The following is a 23,520-nucleotide window of genomic DNA, read 5'->3' as shown; positions in this document are numbered from 1 at the left end:
TCGCCTAGGCTCGGTGTGCCCGTAATCCGACATTGATTTGGGGGGCCGCCGCCACGCGCCATCCATGGCGCGGGGCGGCTAAACCGGCATCCCTGCCGGTTTACCCCCAAAATCACTGTCGAATTCCGGCCAGCGTGGTTTAACGGGGCGCCTAAGATCAAGAGCAAGATCAAGAGCGGCTCGCTTCGCATCGTGGTTAGCGTAGGCTGCTGCTACAAAGTTGTGTAGATACCATGCCCCGATGGCGGTGTATCAGTCAGCTTAATCTTTAGCTGACCCACCGCTATCGGGAGCAAGCCCCCTCCCACATTTTGATCTCCATCCATCAGCCAAATTTCTCCGGCCACAGACTTTTCCTCATCCCCAAGGGTCAACATCCTGCAAGCACCTTGACCCAGGAGAGTTCCCCAAATGACCACCGCCAGAGCCCTGTTGATCCTCCACGGCAAACAAGCCCTCAACGAGGACGTGCGCGCGGCCGTGTTGGCCCGGCGTGAGCAGGGTTGGGAGCTGGCAGTGCGGGTGACGTGGGAAGGTGGCGATGCCCAGCGCCTGGTCAATGAAGCCCTGGCCGACGGTTACACCCACATCATCGCCGGCGGTGGCGACGGCACTCTGCGCGATGTGGCCGAAGCCATGGCTCACGCCAATACCGATGCCAGCCTGGTGCTGATGCCGCTGGGCACAGCCAATGACTTCGCCAAGGCCGCCGGCGTGCCGTTGGAGCCGGCTGGTGCCCTGGCGTTGCTGGATGTTGAACCGAGGGCGATTGACCTGGGCCAGGTCGGCGGGCAGATATTCTTGAACATGGCCACCGGCGGTTTTGGTAGCCAGGTCACCGCCAACACCTCCGAAGACCTGAAGAAAATCCTCGGCGGTGCCGCCTACCTGTTCACCGGTCTGTCACGCTTCAGTGAATTGAAGGCTGCCTACGGTGAGCTGGAAGGCCCGGATTTCCATTGGAAAGGCGAGCTGCTCGCACTCGGGATCGGCAACGGGCGCCAGGCCGGGGGCGGGCATGTGCTGTGCCCGGGTGCGCTGGCCGACGATGGCCTGCTGGACATCAGCATCCTGCCGGCGCCCCAGGAGGTAGTCGGCACCTTGCGCGAATTGATGAGCAATGGCTGGGGCCTGGACACCATGTTCGTGCGGGCACGCCTGCCGTGGGTCAATATCAAGGTGGCGCAGGGCTTGTACATCAACCTCGATGGCGAGCCGCTGGAAGGCGATGATCTGCATTTCGAGGCCTTGCCCAAGGCCCTGCGCGTGCACCTGCCGCTGGGTTCGCCCCTAGTCGTCCAGGCTGATGATCTGCTCGCGCACCGCGAATAACACCAGGCCCGCCACGTCGAAAATCTGCAGGCGCTTCATGATCTGCGAGCGATGCGCTTCTACCGTCTTGATGCTCAGGCCCAGGCCGTGGGCGATTTCCCGGGTGGACTTGCCGCGCACGATCAGGCGCAGGATTTCCAACTGGCGCGCCGTCAAGTTGTGGCTATGGGGCGCGGGCGTCGCAGGGCCGTTGCTGCGGATCAGTGCTTGATTGATCACGGTGTGGGCGATCGCCGGGCTCAGGTAGCGCTCGTTGTTGCGCAAGGCATGCAGGGCGTGTTCCAGCTCGTTGGCGGTCATGTCCTTGAGCAGGTAGCCGTGGGCACCTGATTCCAGCGCACGCATGATCAGGTCGGGGTCGGTGTGCATCGACAGGATCAGCACTTTGCTCAGGGGATAGGCGCCCTTGAGTTCCTGCAAGGCATCCAGGCCGCTGGTGTGTTTCATCGACAGGTCCAGCAGCACGATGTCCGGCTGCAGGGCGCGAAATTGCGCGAGCACCTGCGCGCCATCGCTGGCTTCACCGATCACGTCGTAGCCGGGCATGTCCAGGATCAGCGCACGTACGCCGGCGCGAATCAGCGCGTGGTCATCCACCAGGAGTAAATTGCAGGTCACTCGAAACCCTTAGGGGAACTGGCCCGTTCAAGGGCGCGGGGCGCCCAGGGGAAAAGCGCGTCGATCCGCGTGCCTTGGCCTGGCTGACTGCTGACCGACAAGGTGCCGCCCAGTTGGTCTATCCGCTCGGCCATGCCGGCCATGCCGCGTTGGCCTGCAAGGCCTGGGTCGGTAACCGGCGAAAAGCCCTGGCCGTCATCGCAGATCATCAGCGACAAGCCTTCGGGCAGGCGTCGCAGGCGCACCCGCAGGTTATGTGCCTGGGCGTGACGGAGCATGTTGGTCACGGCTTCCTGGGTGATCCGAAACGCCGCCACGGCCATTTCTTCAGGAATACCGGTCAGGCGTTGCTGGCATTCCAGGCTCCAGCACACCGAGGTGTTTTCCAGGGTCTTGAGCAGGTGCGCGCGCAAGCTGGCTTCCAGGCCAAGGCTGGCCAACTGGCGCGGGTTGAGAATGGCGGACACGTCGCGCACTTTGGCCAGGGTTTCGTCGAGGGTATTGCACAGCACCGTGCAGTGCTCGTGCAGCTCTGGCGGCAGGCGACGCTGCAGCCATTCACTTTGCAGTTTGGCGGCGGTCAGCAGTTGGCCGATGTCGTCGTGCAGTTCGCGGCTGAGGCGATGGCGTTCGTTTTCCTGGACCTGTAACAGTCGGTCCGCCAATTCCTGGGGCTGGAACTTGATGGATTTGCGCGAACGCCATTGGTGCAGGCCCACCACCGCCAGCGTGGCCAGGTTGACCAGCAGGATCAGCAGCGACCAGGGCGAAGCATGCGCGTAGGCCCACACGCTGACCGACAACGAACACAGGCACAGCGCAAGGACGATGCGGCGTGCGTTGCTGCGCGACACAGACCTTGAGAAAAGGGGCTTGAGGTTGGCGTACATAGCGGATGGAGCCACTGAAGGTTCGCTGCGGGGAGACCGGTTGGCCGGGCTCTGTTTGGAATACGCTGCCGAATCGTGTTTAACCATGATGAAGTTGAGTCACTTCGAGTGGGGGCATAGTACCACCCCTGTTACCGTTGGTCGCCTGATTGGTTTATGGCCCGCGCAAATACTCTGGGGGGTAATCCCAGAGTTGAAAAAGTTGTATTAGTAAAGTTGGTTTGTATCGTTATTGCGTAGATGGCTAATTGATGTTTCTGCCTTTCTCGCCGTTATCGGTCGTTTTTGGACAGGTCAGCTATCGTCGGCGACATGCTTGGGACTCAGGACGCATGATGCAACCGCTGCTGCGGTTTATGCCGGAAATCCTTTTGCGGAATCTGCAAAGTAACCGTCGCGATCAACGACGTTTGCTCGGTCTCGTCCAGGGCCAACTCGCCGGTGCGCGTGTCGATCAGCTCCAATTGCCAGGCCAGCAGCGTGAGGCAGTCATGTAACGCATCGAGTGCCTGGTCATGCAATTGCATCGGGTTCTCGGCGTTGGCAATGAGGTCCTGCAGGTGCCGCGAGAACTCGCTGATCGCCTGCAGCGCCAGGCTGTCGGCCTTTTCAGCCAGTTTGGCGAGGCTGGTTTTCATGCAGTCGATGGCGTCGCTGTCGTTGCGGATCAAATGCAGGTGGCTCAAGCACTCTTGGGACTTGATCAGCAGCATTTCGGCCTCCAGCAGAAACTCGGGAAGTGCCGTTTGCCATTCTTTCGCGCTATTCATCATGCATGTCTCCGCAACTCAAGCTCGGGTGATGAGATGTCGCACCGGGTGAATGGCTTAAAACTAGCGCTGAAATATGATTGGAGCTTGTAGGTTGATTCCGATATTTCAGTAGGACATTTATTGAAATGCTCACGAAAGTCGTGCGTAGTCCCAGTTGAGCGGGATGACACGACTTCAGTTGCCGATACGTGAGTGCCTGGAAGGCTCGCGGGCCTAGGGCGTGGGATGGCAAACAAAAGCCTGACTCCATTCATGCAATGAGAATGGCGTCACATTAATGGCTATTAGATATCGCGAATATCAGGTCGGGCCTGATTGCGCATAGGGGAATCCCCTACGTCGTGGAACCGCACGCCGATTGGAGTGTCGTGCAAGGCCCACACAGCCCGAGGACAGGGCTGATGCAGTAAAGCATGATGTCAGTGTGACATCAATGTATTTACATGGCATTTTACCGGGGTCAAGGTCTGGCGCTTGCCGCCGATAACTTGCCTATACGAACTGCACACCCTCTCAGCGCGCAACCCATGTGCACACCAGGAGCTCTTAATGGCCGGCATTCTCGACACGGTAGATCAACGCACGCAATTGGTGGGTGAGAATCGCCTGGAGATTCTCATGTTCCGCCTGTTCGGGCGGCAGCTGTTCGCGATCAACGTGTTCAAGGTGCAGGAAGTGCTGCAACTGCCCAAGCTGACCCTGATGCCTCAGCGCCATCCCTTCGTCTGCGGCGTGGTCAACCTGCGTGGCCAGACCTTGCCGGTGATCGACTTGTCCCAGGCCATCGGCATGCGCCCGCTGGTGCCAGGGCCCAACAGCACCATTATCGTCACCGAGTACAACCGTTCGGTGCAGGCGTTCCTGGTGGGCGGCGTCGACCGCATCGTCAACATGAATTGGGAAGCCATCCTGCCACCGCCGGCCAGCGCCGGGCGCCAGCACTATCTCACCGCCATCAGCAAGGTCGATGACCAGTTGGTGGAAATTATCGATGTGGAAAAAGTCCTGGCGGAAATCGTGCCCTATAACGCCAAGGTCTCCAGGGAAAAACTCGAGGACCCAGTGCTGGAACGCGCCCGTGGCCGTGAAGTGTTGCTGGTGGACGACTCCAACGTAGCGCTGTCGCAGTTGAAGGACACCCTGGGCCAGTTGGGCGTGAAGATGCACATCGCCAGCGACGGCCTCAAGGCCCTGAACATGCTCAAGGCCTGGGCCGACACCGGCCAGGTGATGACCGACAAGCTGCTGATGATCTTCACCGACGCCGAAATGCCCGAGATGGACGGCTACCGTCTCACCACCGAAATTCGCAATGACCCGCGCCTGCGTGGCCTCTACGTGGTGCTGCACACCTCGCTGTCGGGGAGCTTCAATGACTCGATGGTCAAGAAGGTCGGCTGTGACAATTTCCTCTCCAAATTCCAGCCGGACAAGCTGGTGGATGTGGTGCGTCAACGACTGATGCTGGACGAAGTGCCCGCGTGACACTAGGGTATGCCACTTTGTTCCCCAGGAATGCAGGCTCATGCTCCGTCTCAGCGCGTTGTACCGTTACCCCTTGAAATCCGGCAAGGCCGAGGCCTTGCAGCAGAGTGGCCTGGATAAACTCGGGCTGGCAGGGGATCGACGCTGGATGCTGGTGGACGAAGCCAGTGGGCGCTTCCTCACGCAACGCGCCGTGGCGAAGATGAGCCAGTTGACCGCGCTGTGGAACGCGGCGGGCGGCCTGACCCTGAGCTCGCCTGGCTATGGGACGCTCGACGTGGCATTGCCCGGCGCCGATGCGTTGCGCGGTGTGACCATCTGGCACGACACCCTGCGCGTGCCGGACGCGGGCGATGAAGCGGCGGCCTGGGTCAGCGCCTTCATCGGCAAACCCACACGCCTGGTGCATATGCCCCTGGAGCGTGCACGCTCGACCCAGGCCGGTTTTGGCCGGGATGACGATCAAGTGGGGTTTGCCGATGGCTACCCCTTGCTGCTGATCGGCCAGGCTTCCCTGGACGATTTGTGCGCGCAAATCGGCCGGCCGATGGAAATGCTGCGCTTTCGTCCCAATCTGGTAATCGAAGGCGGCGAGGCGTTTGCCGAGGATGGCTGGAAACGCTTGCGCATCGGCGAGGTGGAGTTTCGCGTGGTCAAGCCCTGTTCACGCTGCGTTCTCACGACCATCGACCCCCGGACCGGCGAGCGCAGCCCGGACCGCGAACCGTTCGCCACCCTGCAGGCCTATCGCAGCACCGAGAAGGGCGCGATGTTCGGCCAGAACCTGGTCAACGATGGAGTTGGCCAGTTGGAAATCGGGATGCCGGTAACGGTGCTGGAATAAAAAATGCCCGTCTCACAGGAGACGGGCATTTTTTGCGCCGAGTCAGGTTCAGCTGCGGTATTCGCACAGGTAAGCGGTGTCTACGCCAACCTTCAACTGGAATTTGCTGTTGGCCGGGACGTTGAACTGGCTGCCGGCGGCAAAGGTTTCCCACTCGGCGTCAGGCAGTTTGACGATCAGCGCGCCGGAAACGACGTGCATGATTTCACGCTGGTCGGTGCCGAACTCGTATTCACCCGGGGCCATCACGCCGATGGTCGCTGGGCCTTCCGCGGTGCCGAAAGCGATCGACTTGACGGTGCCGTCGAAGTATTCATTGACTTTGAACATGAGTGAATCCTCGGAAAAAGGGTCAGAACTTACGCCACCCACTGTAGGAGCGAGCTTGCTCGCGAAAAACCTGAGAGCACCCCGTCAAACCAGATGCGCTGCGTTATCGTTGGCGATCTTCGCGAGCAAGCTCGCTCCTACAGGTGGGCAGCATTAAGGCAAAAAGGTTGATCAGTATGCCCAAGCCTTTCAGAGCTGCCTAGACCGGCAAAATCAATGGCAGCAGGCGTGCCGTGTTGCGCGCATCCTCCAGCGCCCGATGCTGCTGGCCACTGAACTGCATCCCCGCCAATTGCAGCGCGCCATTAAGCCCCAAGGGCTTGTCCAGCCGCCGGGCCTTGGCGAAACGTTGCTTGAGGTTGACATGGGGCGTCTGGCCGAGCGCGCTGGCCAGGCCATGGCGTTGCCATTCCAGCTCGAGTTGCACGCGATCGTAATCGCCCCAGCTGGCCCAGCCTTCCAGGCGCGTCTGATGCTGGCCCAGCCAGCGCTCGAATAGCGGCCACACCTCGGTGATCGGCGTTGCCGCGTCGATATTGGCCTGGGTGATATGGGTCAATTGGCGGCAAAAAGGCGTCAGCAGCGGCCGCCGTAGCGGTCGCACGAAGCGCTGGAAGTGATCCAGCTCGCGGCCCTGGCGGTTGACCAGGCTTGCGCCAATTTCGATGACTTCCATCTCCGTCACGGGCCAGCCGCCGTCATCCGTGGTGGCTTCAAGGTCAATAATCAGCCAATGAGGCATGCGCAGGTTCCCGTACTGTTCCTGTCCTGATGGGGATAGAGCGTAGCCGGGCCTTGTAGTTCCGCCCAGGGGGCTGATTCGCCTGGTTTGTAAACCCCGTACACAAGTTTTGCCCAAGCGCTTGCTTGGGTGGCGGCCACGGCCTAAATTGCCGCCCAAGACGATAGTAGACATGAGGGACAGCAGCATGGACGACCCCCAAGCCTTGCGGGTGATGCGCACTCTGGTCGACGCTGGACAATTGACCGACCCCGAGAGCGCTCGGGGCAAGTTGCTGCAAACCGCGGCGCACCTGTTTCGCAACAAGGGCTTCGAGCGCACCACCGTGCGCGACCTGGCCGGTGCGGTGGGCATTCAGTCCGGCAGCATCTTTCATCACTTCAAGAGCAAGGACGAGATCCTGCGCGCAGTGATGGAAGAAACCATCCTCTACAACACCGCGATGGTGCGGGCTGCGCTGGAAGCAGCGAGCACGGTGCGCGAGCGGGTGTTGGCGCTGATCCGCTGCGAATTGCAGTCGATCATGGGCGGCAGCGGTGAGGCGATGGCGGTGCTGGTGTATGAATGGCGCTCGTTGTCTGCCGATGGTCAGGCCCAGGTACTGGCCCTGCGTGATGTGTATGAGGACATCTGGCTGCAGGTACTGGGCGAAGCCAAGGCCGCCGGTTATATCAGGGGCGACGTGTTCATCACCCGGCGCTTCCTGACCGGCGCGTTATCCTGGACCACCACGTGGTTCCGCACCCAAGGCAGCCTGACCCTCGAAGAGCTGGCCGACGAGGCGCTGTTGATGGTGCTCAAGGCGGACTGAAGTGCGGCTATTAATTTGCGGGTGAACGTTGTCTCTCCAGGGAAAAACGCCTAGCTTATCGCCATCATAGAATTCACGGTGTGTGCCTAGATGTTTTCGCCATGGCGGCTGGCTGCAGGACTGACATTTTGGGCATTGGGTACCGCAGGGTGGACGCAGGCCAGCGCCGCGCAGTTGGTGAGGATCGGCGCGGCGCATTTTCCGCCATATACCGTACGCCCTGAGCAAGGCGCCGATACCGGATTGCTGCCGCAATTGGTCGAAGCGCTGAACGCCGTGCAAAGCGACTATCAGTTTGTGCTGGTGCCCACTTCGATTCCCAGGCGTTTTCGCGATTTCGAGCAAGGCCGGGTCGACATGGCGATCTTTGAAAACCCGTCCTGGGGCTGGAAAGACGTGGCCCATACCAGCGTCGACATGGGCCTGGAAGACGCTGAAATCTTCGTCGCCGAGCGTGAGCCCGGTCGCGACCAAAGCTATTTCAGCGACCTTGCCGGCAAACGCCTGGCGGTGTTCAGCGGCTATCACTACGCCTTCGCGAACTTCAACCCCGACCCCAAGTACCTGGCCGAGCACTTCAACGCAACGTTGACGTACTCCCATGACAGCAACTTGCTGATGGTCGCCCGCAGCCGTGCTGATATCGCCTTGGTCACCCGTTCGTACCTGAGTGACTTCATGGTGCGCAATGCCGAGATGGCGGGGACATTCCTGGTGTCGGAGCGCATCGACCAGGTCTATCACCATTACGCGTTGCTGCGGCCCAAAGCCCCCATCACCGGGCCTGCGTTTGCCGGGTTGCTCAAGCAGCTGCGGGATAATGGCCAGATGCTCAAGATCTTCGAGCCGTATCGCATCGATGTAATGCCAGTCCCCTGAGAGCGCTGGAATCAAATGTGGGAGGGGCGGTGCGACGATTCAACTTGCCCCCGATGAGGGAGTGTCAGTAAATGCATCTGCTACTGACCCACCGCCATCGGGGGCAAGCCCCCTCCCACATTGGTTTCCGCTGCTTTCAAACCCTGCGCGCGAACGTATCGCTGTGGTTGCCCGACACCTTGCGGCAGTGCACCAGCGCATCGCGAATCATGAAGTTCACCAGCGTCGGCGAAACCCCCAGTTCCTTGGCGATATCCTTCTGCGGTACGCCGTGCAGGCGGTACATCTCGAAGGCGTAGCGGGTGCGCTGCGGCAGCTCGGTCAGGGCGTCGGCGATGTTTTCCAGGGTGTTGAAATTGATATGGGAGGTTTCCGGTGAAGCGCCGTGAATCACCACGTTCAAGCCTTCCTCTTCGGTGCCGGAATACTTGAGCTCCAGGGCCTGCTTGCGGTAGTGATCGATCGCCAGGTTGCGCACGATCTGAAACAGATAACTCAGTTGGGCCTTGAACGAAGAGGTGATCGTCGGTGCCGACTGCAGCCGAAAATAAGCGTCCTGCACCACATCCTCGGCGCGGGAACGACAGCCGGTAATACGTGCTGCGATCTTCACCAGGATCAGCCGATTGTCGACGAACGCCTGGAGAAGTGGTGAGTCGCACCTGCCTGTGGATACTGGTTCCGTCATGGAAATCACCTGGTTGCAAAAGAGGTTAGGGGAGGGCGTCCTTGCTGAGGCCTCCTACACATCGGGCAACAAATTATGATTAATGATAATGATTGTCAAATGAGAAGGCGAACTAATCTTATGCCTTCCGGTAAGGTGTGAACCACGTCTCGCTTGCCCCCGGCGACTAATTATTTGCCGGGGCCGTCCGTTCTTCTGGGTGACAGGCCTGTAAACAAACGGCCAAGGATCAGCATCCGCAGGAGGGCGAAATGGGTTTTTATCGTGCACACAGCGTGTTTCAGCTTGGAGTCCTCGGGTGATGAGTACGCCAACGCCGCTGCGCCTGTTCTGCCTGCCCCATTCCGGCGCCAGCGCCTCGGTCTACGCACGTTGGCGCCGCGTGCTGCCGGATTGGTTGCAGGTGTGCCCGCTGGAATTGCCGGGGCGTGGCATGCGCATGGGCGAGCCGCTACAGCGCGATATCAAGGCCTTGGCTGCCCAGCTCGCGACTGAAATCAGCCGCGACCTCAATGGCCCCTATGCGTTGTTCGGCCACAGCCTCGGCGGCCTGCTGGCGTTCGAACTGGCCCACGCATTGAAAGCGCGCAATGTGCCGGCGCCGCTGGCGTTGTTCGCCTCCGGCACCGCCGGCCCGGCGCGGCGCGATGTCAGCGAATACGCCATCGAAAAGACCGACGAACAACTGATCGCCCGCTTGCGCGAACTGCAGGGCACCTGCGACGCCGCGTTGGCCAATCCTGAATTGATGGAGTTGATGCTGCCGATCCTGCGCGCCGATTTCCTGCTCTGCGGCAGCTTCACCTATGGCGAGCGCGAGCCCCTGGGTGTGCCGATCCATGTGTTCGGCGGCAAGCAGGACAGCGTGCGCGCCGACCAATTGCTCGACTGGCAGCTCGAGGCCGCCAGCGGCTTTTCCCTCGACATGTTCGACGGTCACCACTTCTTCCTCGTGCAGCACGAAAGCGCCGTGCTGCGCTGTGTGCGCCGCTATGCCGAAGAGCACCTGGCCCGCTGGCGCCTTGGCGCGGCGCGGCAACTGGCCGCCGGCTGAATCTCACCGACTTCCCGACTTTCCCGTAAGCCGATTTCAGGCAGGAACCCCATGATGGACGCCTTCGAACTTCCCCGCACCCTGGTCCAGTCCCTCCAACGCCGTGCCGCGCAGACGCCGGACCAGATAGCCCTGCGCTTTCTGGCCGAGTCCGCCGAGCACAGCGTGGTGCTCAGCTACCGTGACCTGGACCAGCGCGCCCGCACTATCGCAGCTGCCTTGCAAGCCGATGTCGCGATGGGCGAGCGCGCAGTGCTGTTGTTCCCCAGCGGCCCGGACTATGTCGCGGCGTTCTTCGGCTGCCTGTACGCCGGGGTGATCGCGGTGCCGGCCTACCCGCCGGAATCCACCAAGCGGCATCACCAGGAGCGCTTGCTGTCGATCATCAGCGACGCTGAGCCGCGCCTGCTGTTGACCATTGCCAGCCTCGGCGAAAGCCTGGCGCAGATTGACCACGCACCACCGGTCTTGAGCGTAGACACCCTCGATGCACAGCTGGCCGATCACTGGGTCGCCCCCGAGTTGCAAGCCGACGACATTGCCTTCCTGCAATACACTTCCGGCTCCACCGCGCTGCCCAAGGGCGTGCAAGTCAGCCACGGCAACCTGGTGGCTAACGAAGTGCTGATCCGTCGCGGCTTTGGCATCGACCTCAACCCACACGATGTCATCGTCAGCTGGCTGCCGCTCTACCACGACATGGGGCTGATCGGCGGCCTGCTGCAGCCGATCTTCAGCGGTGTGCCGTGCGTGTTGATGTCGTCGGCCTACTTCCTGGCGCGGCCGTTGCGCTGGCTGGAAGCGATCAGCGACTACGGCGGCACCATCAGCGGCGGCCCGGATTTCGCCTACCGCCTGTGCAGCGAACGGGTCAGCGAGTCGGCCCTGGAACGCCTGGACCTGAGCCAGTGGCGCGTGGCCTATTCCGGCTCCGAGCCGATCCGCTTGGACACCCTGGAACGTTTTGCCGACAAGTTCGCCGCCTGCGGTTTCACCTCAAGCAATTTCTTTGCTTCCTACGGCCTGGCCGAGGCGACCCTGTTCGTCGCGGGCGGCACCCGTGGCCAAGGCATCCCCGCGCTGCGCGTCGATGAGCAAGCGCTGGCCGCCAACCGCGCCGCGCCGGGGCAGGGCAGGGCCGTCATGAGTTGCGGCACTCAGCAGCCGGACCACGCCGTGCTGATCGCCGATCCCCACACGCTGAGCGAGTTAGCCGACAATTGCGTGGGCGAACTCTGGGCGAGCGGCCCGAGCATCGCCCAGGGTTACTGGCGCAACCCTGAAGCCACCGCCAGCACCTTCGTCCAGCACGCCGACCGGACCTGGCTGCGCACCGGCGACCTGGGGTTTATCCGTGACGGTGAGGTGTACATCACCGGGCGCTTGAAAGACCTGCTGATCGTGCGCGGGCACAACCTGTATCCACAGGACATCGAGCAAACCATCGAACGTGAGGTCGAGGTGGTGCGCAAAGGCCGGGTGGCGGCCTTTGCGGTGAATGATCAGGGCCTGGAAGGCATCGGCATCGCTGCGGAAATCAGCCGCAGCGTGCAGAAAATCCTGCCGCCCGAAGCGCTGATCAAGGCGATTCGCCAAGCGGTGGCCGAGGCTTACCAAGAGGCGCCTAGCGTGGTGGTGCTGCTCAACCCGGGCGCGCTGCCGAAAACCTCCAGCGGCAAGGTGCAACGGGCGGCGTGTGCGCTGCGCCATGCCGATGGCAGCCTCGACCGCTATGCGCAGTTTCCCGAGGTGCAAGCGCCGGCGAGTGAGGTCGCGCTGGCGTCGACCCTGCAACAGCAGATCGCGGCGATCTGGTGTGAGCAGCTGCAAGTGGCCACGGTTGCCGCCGACGATCACTTTTTCCTGCTTGGCGGCAACTCCATCAGCGCCACCCAGGTGGTCGCGCGCCTGCGTGAAACCCTGGGCCTGGAGCTGAACCTGCGCCTGCTGTTCGAGGCGTCCACCCTGCAAGGCTTCGCCGCCAGCGTCGCGCAGGTGCAGCAGGCCGGCGGCGTTGCACAAGGCGCAATGGCTGCGCTGTCGCGCCAGCACGAGCTGCCGCAATCCCTGGCCCAGAACCGCTTATGGATCACCTGGCAGCTGGACCCTCACAGCAGCGCCTACACCATCCCTGGCGCCCTGCGCCTGCGCGGCGCGTTGGATGAAGACGCGCTGCGCTCAAGCTTCCAGCACCTGGTCCAGCGCCACGAAGCCCTGCGCACGCGTTTCTATGAGCGTGACGGCGAAGGGTTCCAGCGCATCGAGTCCAGTGCGGCGTTCGACCTGCACGTCATCGACCTCAGCGACCTGCCCGTCGCCGAGCGCGAAGCCCACGCGCAGCAAATCCGTGAAGACCAGGCACGGACTTCGTTCGACCTGGAAAAAGGCCCGCTGCTGCGGGTGACCCTGGTGCGCCTGGATGAAGAAGACCACCAGTTGCTGGTGACCCTGCACCACATCATCGCCGATGGCTGGTCGCTGACTGTTCTGATCGACGAGTTCTCCCGTCTCTACGCGGCCGCGTCCCAGGGCCAACCCCAGAAGCTGCCGCCACTGAGCCTGCAATACGCCGACTACGGCAGTTGGCAGCGCCAATGGCTGGCCGCAGGTGAAGGCCAGCGGCAGTTGGCGTATTGGCAGGCAACGCTTGAGGGCGATCACCCGACGCTCGACCTGGCCACTGACCACCCGCGCTCGGCGCAGCGTCTGAACAGCGCCTCGCGGCATACCGTACGCCTGAACGCCAAGCTCAGTGACGCGATTCGCCAGACCGCACAGGCTCATGAATCCACCCCCTTCATGCTGCTGCTGGCCGCGTTCCAAACGCTGTTGTATCGCTACAGCGGCCAGCGCGATATCCGCATCGGCGTGCCCAATGCCAATCGCTCGCGCCAGGAAACCCAAGGGCTGGTCGGGTTCTTCATCAACACCTTGGTATTGCGTGCCGAGCTCGACGGACGCCAGCCTTTCAACCAGCTGTTGGCCGCGACGCGCCAGGCTGCATTGGACGCCCAGGCGCATCAGGATCTGCCGTTCGAACAACTGCTGGAGGCCTTCCCCCAGGCGCGGGAACAGGGCCTGTTCCAGGTCATGTTCAACCACCAGCAACGTGACCTCAGCGCCCTGCGCCGCCTGCCGGGCCTGCTCGCCGAGGAACTGCCTTGGCACAGCCGCGAAGCCAAGTTCGACCTGCAACTGCACAGCGAAGAAGACCGCACCGGGCGCTTGAGCCTGGCCTTCGACTACGCCGATGAGCTGTTCGAGCCGGCAACCGTGCAGCGCCTGGCCGAGCATTACATCCACCTGCTGCAAGCGGTCTGCGAACAACCGCAGCAAGCCTTGGGCGAGCTGAAACTGACCGCAGAGGATGAGCAACAGGCGTGGAGCCAGGCACCCTGCGCGCCGGCCCGGCAGTGGTTGCCCGAGCTGCTCAACCAGCACACCTTGGACGCTACCGCGCTGGTCTGGCAAGCGGGCAGCCTGAGCTTCGCCCAGTTGCATACCCAGGCCAACCGGCTGGCGCATTACCTGCGCGACAAGGGCGTCGGCCCGGACGTCTGCGTGGGCATCGCCGCCGAGCGTTCGCCGCAGTTGCTGATCGGCCTGCTGGCGATCCTCAAGGCCGGCGGCGCTTATGTGCCGCTCGACCCGGATTACCCCACCGAGCGCCTGGCCTACATGCTCGAGGACAGCGGCGTGCACCTGCTGCTGACCCAAACCGCACTGCTGGAACAACTGCCTACGGTCGCAGGCGTGTGTGTGATCGCCATGGACAGCCTGCACCTGGACCGCTGGCCGACCCAGCCACCGGGCCTGCACCTGCACGGCGACAACCTCGCCTACGTGATCTACACCTCCGGCTCCACCGGCCAGCCCAAGGGCGTGGGCAATACCCATGCGGCGCTGGCCGAGCGGTTGCAGTGGATGCAGGCCACCTACACGTTGGACGCCAGCGACGTGCTGATGCAAAAGGCGCCGATCAGTTTCGACGTGTCGGTGTGGGAGTGCTTCTGGCCGCTGATCACAGGGTGCCGTCTGGTACTGGCCGGCCCTGGCGAGCACCGTGACCCTCATCGCATCGCGCAACTGGTGCAGGAACATGGCGTGACCACGCTGCACTTCGTGCCGCCGCTGTTGCAGTTGTTTATCGATGAACCCTTGGTGGCCGAATGCACCAGCCTGCGCCGCCTGTTCTCCGGCGGCGAAGCCTTGCCTGCCGAGCTGCGCAACCGTGTCCTGGCACGCCTGCCGGCGGTGCAGTTGCACAACCGTTATGGCCCGACCGAAACCGCGATCAACGTCACCCATTGGCACTGCGCCGTAGAGGATGGCGAGCGCTCGCCGATAGGCCGGCCACTGGGCAATGTGATCTGCCGGGTGCTCGACGACCAGCTCAACCCGTTGCCGGCCGGTGTGCCGGGTGAGCTGTGCATCGGCGGCATCGGCCTGGCGCGCGGCTACCTCGGCCGTGCGGGGCTCACCGCCGAACGCTTTGTCGCCGACCCGCTGGGCGCAGCCGGGACGCGCCTGTATCGCACCGGTGACCGTGCGCGCTGGAGTGTCGATGGCGTGCTGGAATATCTGGGCCGTCTCGATCAGCAGGTCAAGCTGCGCGGCTTCCGGGTGGAACCGCAGGAAATCGAAGCCCGCCTGTTGGCGTTGGACGGCATCGCCCACGCCGTGGTGCAGGTGCGGGATGACCAGTTGATCGGGTACTACACCGGCCCGACCGAACTGGATGCACAGGCAGTGAAAGCCGCCCTGGCCGTTGACCTGCCCGAGTACATGGTGCCTGCCTACCTGATGCGCCTGGACGCGATGCCCCTGAGCCCCAGTGGCAAACTCGACCGCCGCGCACTGCCCGAACCGGTGTGGCAAACCCGCGAACACGTCGAACCCGAAACGCCGTTGCAGCAGCAAATTGCCGCGATCTGGCGCGAAGTGCTCGGGCTGCCCCGTATTGGCCTGCGCGACGACTTTTTCGCCCTCGGCGGCCACTCGCTGCTGGCCACGCAAATCGTCTCCCGCACCCGCCAGGCCTGCGACGTCGAACTGCCGTTGCGCACCTTGTTCGACGCCAGCGAGCTGGGCGACTTCGCCGCGCAAGTGGGCCTGATCCAAGCCTCGGGCCAACGCAACCAACAGACTGCAATCGCCAAGGTCGACCGCAGCCAACCCGTGCCGCTGTCCTATTCCCAGCAGCGCATGTGGTTCCTCTGGCAGATGGAACCGGACAGCCCGGCTTATAACGTCGGCGGCATGGCGCGCCTGTGCGGAGTGCTGGACGTGGGGCGTTTCGAGGCGGCGTTGCAGGCCTTGATCATGCGTCACGAAACCCTGCGCACCACCTTCCCGAGCGTCGATGGCGTGGCCTGTCAGAAAGTCTCGCCACAGACCGGCCTGCGCATGGACTGGCAGGACGTCTCGGCGCTGACTGAAACCGAGCGTCAGCAGCGTTTGCAGCAACTGGCGGATCAGGAAGCGCATACGCCATTCAACCTGGAAACCGGGCCGTTGCTGCGCGCCTGCCTGGTCAAGGCCGGCGAACAAGAGCATTACCTGGTGCTGACCCTGCACCATATCGTCACCGAAGGCTGGGCCATGGACATCTTTGCCCGTGAACTCAGTGCGCTCTACGAAGCCTTCATCGACGAGCGCGACTCACCGCTGGCGCCGCTGCCGGTGCAATACCTGGACTACAGCGTGTGGCAGCGCCAGTGGTTGGAAGCGGGCGAGCGCCAACGCCAGCTGGATTACTGGACCGCGCAACTGGGCAGCGAACATCCGCTGCTGGAACTGCCTGGCGACCGTCCGCGCCCGGCGGTGCAAAGTCACCGGGGCGAGCTGTACCGCTTCGACCTGAGCGACGCATTGGCCGCCCGTGTTCGCGCGTTCAACGCCGAGCATGGCCTGACTCTGTTCATGACCATGACCGCCACCCTGGCCGTGTTGCTCTACCGCTACAGCGGCCAGACCGACCTGCGCATCGGCGCGCCGGTAGCCAATCGGATCCGTCCGGAAAGCGAAGGGCTGATCGGCGCGTTCCTCAACACCCAGGTAGTGCGTTGCCAACTCGATGGGCAGATGAATGTCGCGCAGCTGTTCGAGCAGGTGCGTCACACCGTGATCGAAGGCCAGTCCCATCAGGACCTGCCGTTCGACCATCTGGTGGAGGCGCTGCAACCGCCGCGCAGCGCGGCGTATAACCCGCTGTTCCAAGTGATGTGCAACGTGCAGCGCTGGGAGTTCCAGCAGAGCCGCCAACTGGCCGGCATGAGCGTCGAGTACCTGGCCAACGATGCCCGCGCCACCAAGTTCGACCTCAACCTGGAAGTCACCGACCTCGATCATCGGCTGGGTTGCTGCCTGACCTACAGCACCGATTTGTTCGACGAGCCGCGCATTGCCCGCATGGCCGCGCATTGGCGCAACCTGCTGGAAGCGCTGATCGACAACCCGCATCAACGCCTCAGCGAATTGCCCCTGCTCAGCGCCGCCGAGCAGCGCGCCGTGCAGGACAGCCTCGGGGTGCAGGCCGGTGAGCATCGGCTCGACCAGTGCATTCACCCACTGTTCAGTGAGCAGGCGCGCAAGCGTGCCGATGCGCCGGCGCTGACTTTTGCCGGGGTGACGCTCACTTACGCCGAGCTTGACGCCCGCGCCAATCGCCTGGCCTGGATGCTGCGCGAGCGCGGCGTCGGCCCGCAGGTGCGCGTTGGCCTGGCGCTGCCGCGTTCGCTGGAAATGGTCATCGGCCTGCTGGCGATCCTCAAGGCCGGCGGCGCCTACGTGCCGCTGGACCCGGAATACCCGCTGGACCGCCTGCATTACATGATCGAAGACAGCGGCATCGGCTTGCTGCTCAGCGATGCGTCGATGTTCGACGCCCTTGGCCCGTTGCCGGCGAGCGTCGCGACCTGGTGCCTGGAACACGACCTGCCGCTGCTGAGCAACTACCCGGCCAGCGAGCTGCCGATGATCAGCCTGGCGCAACACCCGGCGTACCTGATCTACACCTCCGGTTCCACCGGCAAGCCCAAAGGCGTGGTGGTGTGCCATGGTGAAATCGCCATGCATTGCCAGGCGGTGATCCAGCGTTTCGGCATGCGCCCGGACGACTGCGAACTGCACTTTTATTCGATCAACTTTGACGCCGCCACCGAGCGCTTATTGGTGCCGTTGCTCAGCGGTGCCCAGGTGGTTTTGCGTGCCCAGGGCCAGTGGGATGCCGAGGAAATCTGCGCGCTGATCCGCACCCACCGCATCAGCATCCTCGGATTTACACCCAGCTACGGCAGCCAGTTGGCGCAGTGGCTGGCCACGCAACAGCAGACCTTGCCGGTGCGCATGTGCATCACCGGCGGTGAAGCTTTGACCGGCGAACACCTGCAACGCATTCGCAGCGCGTTCCAGCCACAGGTGTTCTTCAACGCCTATGGCCCGACCGAAACCGTGGTGATGCCACTGGCCTGCCTGGCGCCGGAGCAACTGGAAGAGGGCGCCGCCAGCGTGCCGATTGGCAGCATCATCGGCTCACGCGTGGCTTACATTCTCGACGCCGACATGGCCCTGGTGCCGCCAGGCGCAAGCGGTGAGTTGTATGTCGGCGGGGCAGGCCTGGCCCAGGGGTATCACCAGCGTCCGGGGATGACGGCGGAGCGCTTTGTCGCCGACCCGTTCGCGACGAATGGCGGGCGTCTGTACCGCACCGGTGACCTGGTGCGTCAACGCGCTGATGGGCTGGTGGAATACTTGGGGCGTATCGACCATCAGGTGAAGATTCGTGGGTTCCGCATTGAGTTGGGCGAGATCGAAACCCGCCTGTTGGAACATGACGCCGTGCGCGAAGCGGTGGTGCTGGCGCTGGATTCGCCGAGCGGCAAACAGCTGGTGGCGTATCTGGTCAGCGACGCTGAGCACGGCGCGTTGCGTGACGCGGTGAAGGTCCAGCTCAAGGCGCAACTGCCGGACTACATGGTGCCCGCTCATGTGATGGTGCTCGACAGCATGCCGCTGACCGCCAACGGCAAACTCGACCGGCGTGCCTTGCCCGAGCCGGACCCCGAGGCGAATCGCCAACAGTATGTGGCGCCACGCAACGCACTGGAGCACAGCCTGGCAGCAATCTGGTGCGCGGTGTTGAACCTGCAGCAAGTCGGCCTGGACGATAACTTCTTCGAGCTGGGCGGCGATTCCATCCTGTCGATCCAGGTGGTCAGCCGTGCGCGGCAGGCGGGCATTCATTTCAGCCCGCGTGACCTGTTCCAGCACCAGACCGTGCAAAGCCTGGCCGCCGTCGCTACGCGGGCCGAGCAGGTCAGCGCCGAGCAAGGTGTGATTACCGGAGCCTCGGGCCTTACGCCGATCCAGCAGTGGTTCTTCGATACCGACATCCCTGCGCGCCAGCACTGGAACCAGGCGCTGCTGCTCAAGCCGCTGCAACTGCTCGACCCGCGCCGCCTGGAGCAGGCCCTGCTGGCGGTGCTGGAGCATCACGATGCGCTGCGCCTGAGCTTCACCCGCCGCGACGCCCAGTGGCACGCCGAACACTTGGCCGTGCCGCAAGGCGGTGTACTGATGCAGGCGCAAGTGCGCGACATGGCCGACTGCACCGCGCTGTACACCGACACTCAACGCAGCCTCGACCTGGAACACGGCCCGCTGCTGCGTGCCTTGCTGGTGGACGGCCCCCAAGGCCAGCAGCGCCTGCTGATCGTCATTCATCACCTGGTGGTGGACGGCGTGTCATGGCGCGTGTTGCTCGAAGACCTGCAAACTGTTTATCGCCAACTGAGCGATGGCCGGTCCGTCAGCTTGCCGGCCAAGACCAGCGCGTTGCGCGAGTGGGCGGCGCGTTTGCAGGCGTATGCCCACAGCGAGTCCCTGCGCGAAGAATTGAGCCTGTGGCAAGCGCAGTTGGCGGGCCCGGCGCTGGCGTTGCCGGTGGCTCGCCCACAAGGTGCACGGCGCAACCGTGACGCCGAGACGGTCAGCGTGCGCCTGGATGCCGAACGCACCCGGCAATTGCTGCAACATGCGCCAAGCGCCTACCGCACCCAGGTCAACGACCTGCTGCTGACCGCCCTGGCCCGCGTGCTGTGCCGCTGGAGCGGCCATGATTCGGCGTTGATTCAACTGGAAGGCCACGGCCGTGAAAGCCTGTTCGATGACATCGATCTGACCCGCAGCGTCGGCTGGTTCACCAGTGCTTATCCGGTGCGCCTGACCCCGCAGGCGCAACCGGGCGATTCGATCAAGGCGATCAAGGAGCAATTGCGCGGCGTACCGCATAAAGGCCTGGGCTACGGCGTGCTGCGCTACTTGGCGGACGACCTGTGCAAACGCACCCTGGCGGCGTTGCCGAGCGCCGCGATTACCTTCAATTACCTCGGCCAGTTCGACCAGAGCTTCGGCGCTGATGCACTGTTCCATCCGCTGGATGAATCCGCTGGGCTCGCGCACGATCCGGACGCACCGCTGCCCAACGAGCTGAGCGTCGACAGCCAGGTGTACGGCGGTGAACTGGTGCTGCGCTGGACCTTCAGCCGCGAACGCCACGATCAGCAGACGATCCGCGCACTGGCCGAGGCGTATCTGGCCGAGCTGCACAGCCTGATCGCCCATTGTCTCGAAGACGATGCCGGCGGCTTCACGCCGTCCGACTTCCCCCTGGCCCAGCTGACCCAGGCGCAACTGGACAGCTTGCCAGTGCCGGCCGGCGCCATCGAAGACGTCTACCCGCTGACTCCGATGCAAGAGGGCTTGCTGCTGCATACCTTGCTGGAACCCGGCACCGGCCTGTATTACATGCAGGACCGCTACCGCATCGACAGCGCGCTGGACCCCGAGCGTTTCGCCCAGGCCTGGCAACGGGTGATCGCGCGCCACGAAGCCTTGCGCGCCTCGTTCTGCTGGAACGTAGGCGAAGACATGCTGCAAGTGATCCACAAGCCGGGCAGCACGCCGATCGACTATCTGGACTGGAGCGCCGATCCCGAGCGAGAGCACGAACCGCGTCTGCAAGCCTTGCTCAAGGCCGAACGCGAAGCCGGTTTCGATCTGCTCAACCAGGCGCCGTTCCACCTGCGCCTGATCCGCGTGGGCGAGGCGCGCTACTGGTTCATGATGAGCAACCACCACATCCTCATCGATGCCTGGTGCCGTTCGCTGTTGATGAATGATTTTTTCGAAATCTACAGAGCTCTGGGCGAAGGCCGCGATGCGCAACTGGCGACGCCGCCGCGCTATCGCGACTACATCGCCTGGCTGCAACGCCAGGACCTGGACGAAGCGCGCCAGTGGTGGCAGCGCAACCTGCAAGGGTTCGAGCGCACCACACCGATCCCGAGCGACCGGCCCTTCCTGCGCGAACATGCCGGCCACAGCGGCGGTATGGTGGTGGGCGACTGTTACACCCGCCTGGATGCCCGTGATGGCGTGCAATTACGCGAGCTGGCCCAGGCCCATCAATTGACGGTCAATACCTTCGCACAGGCGGCATGGGCGTTGGTGCTGCGGCGCTTGAGCGGCGAGCGCGACGTGCTGTTCGGTGTCACCGTCGCCGGGCGCCCGGTGCAGATGCCCGAAATGCAACGCACCGTTGGCCTGTTTATCAACAGCATCGCCCTGCGGGTAAAGCTGCCGGCAGACGACCAGCGCTGCAGCGTGCGCGACTGGCTGAGCGGCCTGCTCGACAGCAACATGCAATTGCGCGAGTACGAATACCTGCCCTTGGTAACGATTCAGGAACACAGCGAACTGCCCAAGGGCCAGCCGCTGTTCGACAGCCTGTTCGTGTTCGAAAACGCCCCGGTGGAAAGCTCGGTGCTGAGCCACGCGCAAAGCCTGAAGGCCACCTCGGACTCCGGTCGCACCCACACCAACTTTCCGCTGACCGCCGTGTGCTACCCCGGCGATGACTTGGGCTTGCACCTGTCCTACGACCAGCGCTACTTCGATGAAAGCACTGTGCAAGGCATGCTCGGCGAGTTCAAACGGTTGCTGCTGGCGCTGGTGCAGGGCTTCCATGGCGACATGGCCGAGCTGCCGCTGATTGGCGAGCAGGAGCGCGAGTTCCTGGTGCATGGCTGCAACCAGAGCGAACACGCCTACCCGCTGCAGCGCAGTTATATCGAGCTGTTCGAGGAACAGGTGGCGCAGCATCCGCAGCGTATTGCCGCCAGTTGTCTCGACCGGCAATGGAGCTATGACGAGCTGAACCGGCGCAGTAACGGCCTGGGGCATGCGCTGATGGCGGCGGGTGTTGGCCTGGACCAACCGGTGGCGTTGTTGGCTGAGCGTAACCTCGATCTGCTGGGCATGATCATCGGCAGCTTCAAGGCCGGTGCCGGCTACTTGCCGCTGGATCCAGGCCTGCCGAGCCAGCGCCTGAGCCGCATCATTGACCTGAGCCGCACGCCGTTGCTGGTGTGCAGCGAAGCCTGCCGCGAGCAGGCCATCGAACTGCTCGAAGGCTTCGACTGCCAGTTGCTGGTGTGGGAAGAAGTGCCGGCCCGCGGCGAGAATCCAGGTGTCTATAGCGCTCCGGGCAACCTCGCCTATGTGATCTACACCTCGGGGTCCACCGGCTTGCCCAAAGGTGTGATGGTCGAACAGCGCGGCATGCTCAATAACCAGTTGAGCAAGGTGCCGTACCTGCAACTGAGCGAGACCGATGTGATCGCGCAGACGGCCTCGCAAAGCTTCGATATTTCCGTGTGGCAATTTCTCGCCGCACCGCTGTTCGGCGCGCGGGTAGACATCGTGCCCAATACCCTAGCCCATGATCCTCAGGGCTTGCTGGCTCACGTCCAGGCCCAAGGCATTACTGTGCTGGAAAGCGTGCCGTCATTGATTCAGGGCATGCTCGCCCAGGACCGTATCACCCTCGACGGCCTGCGCTGGATGCTGCCGACCGGTGAAGCGATGCCGCCGGAGCTGGCGCACCAGTGGTTGCTGCGCTACCCGGACATCGGCCTGGTGAACGCCTACGGTCCGGCGGAATGTTCGGACGATGTGGCGTTCTACCGTGTCGACCTGGCCTCGACTCGGGGCACCTATCTGCCGATTGGCATGCCCACTGACAACAACCGTTTGTACCTGTTGGACGGCGCACTGGAGCTGGTGCCGCAAGGCGCCGTCGGCGAACTGTGCGTGGCCGGTATCGGGGTCGGTCGTGGTTACGTCAGCGACCCGTTGCGCACCGCACCGGTGTTCGTGCCGAACCCGTTCGGCGCACCGGGCGAGCGGCTGTATCGCACCGGCGACCTGGCACGGCGGCGCAGTGACGGCGTGTTGGAGTATGTCGGGCGGGTGGACCACCAGGTGAAGATTCGCGGCTACCGCATCGAGCTGGGTGAAATCGAAGCGCGCCTGCACGAACAACGTGAAGTGCGTGATGCAGCGGTGGCTGTGCAGGAGGGCGTCAATGGCAAACACCTGGTTGGCTATCTGGTGGCTGCGGATGAGGCGTTGAACCCTGGCGAACGCCTGGACCGCATCAAGCAACGCCTGCGCGCCGAACTGCCGGAATACATGGTGCCGCTGCACTGGCTGTGGCTTGAGCGCCTGCCGCTCAACGCCAACGGCAAACTCGACCGCAAGGCCCTGCCGGCCCTGGAGATCGGCCAGTTGCACAGCCTGGATTACCTGGCGCCGCGTAATGAGCTGGAAACCACCCTGGCCGACATTTGGGCCCAGGTGCTGAAAGTCGAGCGGGTAGGGGTGCAGGACAACTTCTTCGAACTGGGCGGGCACTCGCTGCTGGCCACGCAGATTGCCTCGCGGGTGCAGAAAACCCTGCAGCGCGATGTGCCGCTGCGGGCGATGTTCGAATGCAGCACAGTGGCGGAATTGGCCGAGTATATCGAGGGGTTGGCGGGGAATGAGATCAGTGCCGAGAAGGTGGATCGGTTGAGTGATTTGATGGCGGAGTTGGAGGGGTTGTGAGGCGGCCGTTGGTCTGAAACGCCTAGGCTGTCCAGCAGAACTGTGAATTCTGACAGTAGAAACGCCTGTTTTTTTTCGGTGTGATAGGGCGATGCTGATCAGGCCAACACCTGGGCTTCGGCATTC

At 63.1% G+C, this 23,520-nt stretch carries 13 protein-coding genes; 7 read left to right on the top strand and 6 right to left on the bottom strand.

Annotated elements, in window-relative coordinates:
- Positions 1 to 411 precede the first annotated feature (411 nt).
- Complete coding sequence (yegS, locus tag C4J90_RS18215; protein WP_124420517.1) at positions 412 to 1,332, top strand: lipid kinase YegS; 921 nt, start codon at positions 412 to 414, stop codon at positions 1,330 to 1,332.
- Here the strand turns inward: yegS and C4J90_RS18210 are convergent.
- The 3 genes from C4J90_RS18210 to C4J90_RS18200 form a co-directional block, all read right to left on the bottom strand.
- The gene (locus C4J90_RS18210) at positions 1,291 to 1,950 is read right to left on the bottom strand and encodes a response regulator transcription factor (protein ID WP_124371402.1); all 660 of its coding nucleotides are present in this window, start codon (positions 1,948 to 1,950) and stop codon (positions 1,291 to 1,293) included. The genes yegS and C4J90_RS18210 overlap by 42 nt on opposite strands.
- Positions 1,947 to 2,840 carry a sensor histidine kinase gene (locus C4J90_RS18205; protein WP_124421232.1) on the bottom strand — a complete coding sequence of 298 codons (894 nt, stop codon included), beginning with the start codon at positions 2,838 to 2,840 and terminating at the stop codon, positions 1,947 to 1,949. The genes C4J90_RS18210 and C4J90_RS18205 overlap by 4 nt, the downstream gene beginning before the upstream one ends.
- Before the next feature lie 323 nt (positions 2,841 to 3,163).
- Positions 3,164 to 3,613, bottom strand: a complete 450-nt coding sequence (locus C4J90_RS18200; protein WP_177412752.1) for a hypothetical protein — start codon at positions 3,611 to 3,613, stop codon at positions 3,164 to 3,166.
- A 549-nt stretch (positions 3,614 to 4,162) separates the two neighbouring features.
- Here C4J90_RS18200 and C4J90_RS18195 point away from each other — a divergent pair.
- Positions 4,163 to 5,098 carry a chemotaxis protein CheV gene (locus C4J90_RS18195; RefSeq protein ID WP_124420516.1) on the top strand — a complete coding sequence of 312 codons (936 nt, stop codon included), beginning with the start codon at positions 4,163 to 4,165 and terminating at the stop codon, positions 5,096 to 5,098.
- Between the two features lie 40 nt (positions 5,099 to 5,138).
- Positions 5,139 to 5,942, top strand: coding sequence for an MOSC domain-containing protein (locus C4J90_RS18190; protein WP_124420515.1), 804 nt, complete (start codon positions 5,139 to 5,141; stop codon positions 5,940 to 5,942).
- 48 nt (positions 5,943 to 5,990) lie between these two features.
- Here the strand turns inward: C4J90_RS18190 and C4J90_RS18185 are convergent, their stop codons facing one another.
- Together C4J90_RS18185 and C4J90_RS18180 are read right to left on the bottom strand one after the other, a co-directional pair.
- Positions 5,991 to 6,272, bottom strand: coding sequence for a pyrimidine/purine nucleoside phosphorylase (locus C4J90_RS18185; RefSeq protein ID WP_124363753.1), 282 nt, complete (start codon positions 6,270 to 6,272; stop codon positions 5,991 to 5,993).
- Between the two features lie 199 nt (positions 6,273 to 6,471).
- Positions 6,472 to 7,014, bottom strand: coding sequence for an exonuclease domain-containing protein (locus C4J90_RS18180; protein WP_124420514.1), 543 nt, complete (start codon positions 7,012 to 7,014; stop codon positions 6,472 to 6,474).
- Between the two features lie 187 nt (positions 7,015 to 7,201).
- Here C4J90_RS18180 and C4J90_RS18175 point away from each other — a divergent pair, with 187 nt between their 5' ends.
- A complete protein-coding gene (locus C4J90_RS18175) occupies positions 7,202 to 7,825 on the top strand; it encodes a TetR/AcrR family transcriptional regulator (protein WP_124420513.1) in 624 nt (207 codons plus the stop codon).
- Between the two features lie 90 nt (positions 7,826 to 7,915).
- Positions 7,916 to 8,704 carry an ABC transporter substrate-binding protein gene (locus tag C4J90_RS18170; protein ID WP_124420512.1) on the top strand — a complete coding sequence of 263 codons (789 nt, stop codon included), beginning with the start codon at positions 7,916 to 7,918 and terminating at the stop codon, positions 8,702 to 8,704.
- 136 nt (positions 8,705 to 8,840) lie between these two features.
- Here C4J90_RS18170 and C4J90_RS18165 read toward each other — a convergent pair whose 3' ends face one another.
- Positions 8,841 to 9,392: an RNA polymerase factor sigma-70 gene (locus tag C4J90_RS18165; protein WP_124363749.1), complete on the bottom strand. Its 552-nt coding sequence runs from the start codon at positions 9,390 to 9,392 to the stop codon at positions 8,841 to 8,843.
- Positions 9,393 to 9,693: 301 nt separating this feature from the next.
- Here C4J90_RS18165 and C4J90_RS18160 point away from each other — a divergent pair, with 301 nt between their 5' ends.
- Together C4J90_RS18160 and C4J90_RS18155 are read left to right on the top strand one after the other, a co-directional pair.
- Entirely contained in the window at positions 9,694 to 10,446 is a 753-nt protein-coding gene (locus tag C4J90_RS18160) for a thioesterase II family protein (protein ID WP_124420511.1), read from the top strand.
- Positions 10,447 to 10,497: 51 nt separating this feature from the next.
- Positions 10,498 to 23,394 (top strand): non-ribosomal peptide synthetase, encoded by a 12,897-nt coding sequence (locus C4J90_RS18155; RefSeq protein ID WP_124420510.1) that lies wholly within the window; start codon positions 10,498 to 10,500, stop codon positions 23,392 to 23,394.
- Positions 23,395 to 23,520: the final 126 nt, after the last annotated feature.

It is taken from the genome of Pseudomonas sp. R2-60-08W (assembly GCF_003852335.1).
Lineage (GTDB): Bacteria > Pseudomonadota > Gammaproteobacteria > Pseudomonadales > Pseudomonadaceae > Aquipseudomonas.
Note: the sequence above shows the minus strand (reverse complement) of the source record. Positions and strands in the feature narration are given on the sequence as shown.

Coding starts and splice junctions, on each gene's coding strand:
- yegS (WP_124420517.1), top strand. CDS start 412: ATGACCACCGCCAGAGCCCTGTTGATCCTCCACGGCAAACAAGCCCTC.
- C4J90_RS18165 (WP_124363749.1), bottom strand. CDS start 9,392: ATGACGGAACCAGTATCCACAGGCAGGTGCGACTCACCACTTCTCCAG.
- C4J90_RS18175 (WP_124420513.1), top strand. CDS start 7,202: ATGGACGACCCCCAAGCCTTGCGGGTGATGCGCACTCTGGTCGACGCT.
- C4J90_RS18190 (WP_124420515.1), top strand. CDS start 5,139: ATGCTCCGTCTCAGCGCGTTGTACCGTTACCCCTTGAAATCCGGCAAG.
- C4J90_RS18155 (WP_124420510.1), top strand. CDS start 10,498: ATGATGGACGCCTTCGAACTTCCCCGCACCCTGGTCCAGTCCCTCCAA.
- C4J90_RS18160 (WP_124420511.1), top strand. CDS start 9,694: ATGAGTACGCCAACGCCGCTGCGCCTGTTCTGCCTGCCCCATTCCGGC.
- C4J90_RS18185 (WP_124363753.1), bottom strand. CDS start 6,272: ATGTTCAAAGTCAATGAATACTTCGACGGCACCGTCAAGTCGATCGCT.
- C4J90_RS18195 (WP_124420516.1), top strand. CDS start 4,163: ATGGCCGGCATTCTCGACACGGTAGATCAACGCACGCAATTGGTGGGT.
- C4J90_RS18200 (WP_177412752.1), bottom strand. CDS start 3,613: ATGATGAATAGCGCGAAAGAATGGCAAACGGCACTTCCCGAGTTTCTG.
- C4J90_RS18205 (WP_124421232.1), bottom strand. CDS start 2,840: ATGTACGCCAACCTCAAGCCCCTTTTCTCAAGGTCTGTGTCGCGCAGC.
- C4J90_RS18180 (WP_124420514.1), bottom strand. CDS start 7,014: ATGCCTCATTGGCTGATTATTGACCTTGAAGCCACCACGGATGACGGC.
- C4J90_RS18170 (WP_124420512.1), top strand. CDS start 7,916: ATGTTTTCGCCATGGCGGCTGGCTGCAGGACTGACATTTTGGGCATTG.